Source organism: Rhizobium esperanzae (assembly GCF_002204185.1).
GTDB lineage: Bacteria > Pseudomonadota > Alphaproteobacteria > Rhizobiales > Rhizobiaceae > Rhizobium > Rhizobium esperanzae.
Genome location: NZ_MXPU01000068.1, coordinates 1 through 836 on the forward strand (window position 1 = coordinate 1; position 836 = coordinate 836).

Genomic DNA, 836 nt, shown 5'->3' on the forward strand with positions numbered 1-836 from the left:
GCTGCTGGCACGAAGTTAGCCGGGGCTTCTTCTCCGGATACCGTCATTATCTTCTCCGGTGAAAGAGCTTTACAACCCTAGGGCCTTCATCACTCACGCGGCATGGCTGGATCAGGCTTGCGCCCATTGTCCAATATTCCCCACTGCTGCCTCCCGTAGGAGTTTGGGCCGTGTCTCAGTCCCAATGTGGCTGATCATCCTCTCAGACCAGCTATGGATCGTCGCCTTGGTAGGCCTTTACCCCACCAACTAGCTAATCCAACGCGGGCCGATCCTTTACCGATAAATCTTTCCCCCAGAGGGCACATACGGTATTAGCACAAGTTTCCCTGCGTTATTCCGTAGTAAAGGGTACGTTCCCACGCGTTACTCACCCGTCTGCCGCTCCCCTTGCGGGGCGCTCGACTTGCATGTGTTAAGCCTGCCGCCAGCGTTCGTTCTGAGCCAGGATCAAACTCTCATGTTGAGAATTCAATCATTGGCAATTACGTCACGTTCTGAATCGACGAGAACTTCACACCTGTTTTCCAAACGTCAGACCGAAATCCAACGTCAAAAACCAGTGTAACTTCTCTTGATAAACGTGACCGCCAAAGTCTCTTTCAAAGAACCAGCATCGCTGCCGATCCCGCAAGCTCCGCCGCCCACGTTTCTCTTTCTTCTCATCTTCAATTGTCAAAGAACCGACGACCATCAGCCGTCACCAAAACCCGCTCCAAACCTAAGCCCGAAGCAACAAACCAGCAATCGCCAATCCGCTTGAGTTTCTTCAGAACGAAAGACTTCGTCGCCAGCAGCGCCGCCGCCCTCGTTCAGTGAGTGGGCTTATAGAGCTA

General features: G+C 53.0%; 1 protein-coding gene and 1 rRNA gene. Both read right to left on the reverse strand.

The window, feature by feature from the left end; genetic code table 11:
* Positions 1-466: ribosomal RNA gene (locus B5E41_RS30955) — 16S ribosomal RNA — on the reverse strand; the annotation flags it as partial.
* Positions 467-514: 48 nt separating this feature from the next.
* On the reverse strand, positions 515-694 hold the full coding sequence (locus tag B5E41_RS31560; RefSeq protein ID WP_141098865.1) for a hypothetical protein: 180 nt from the start codon (positions 692-694) through the stop codon (positions 515-517).
* Positions 695-836: the final 142 nt, after the last annotated feature.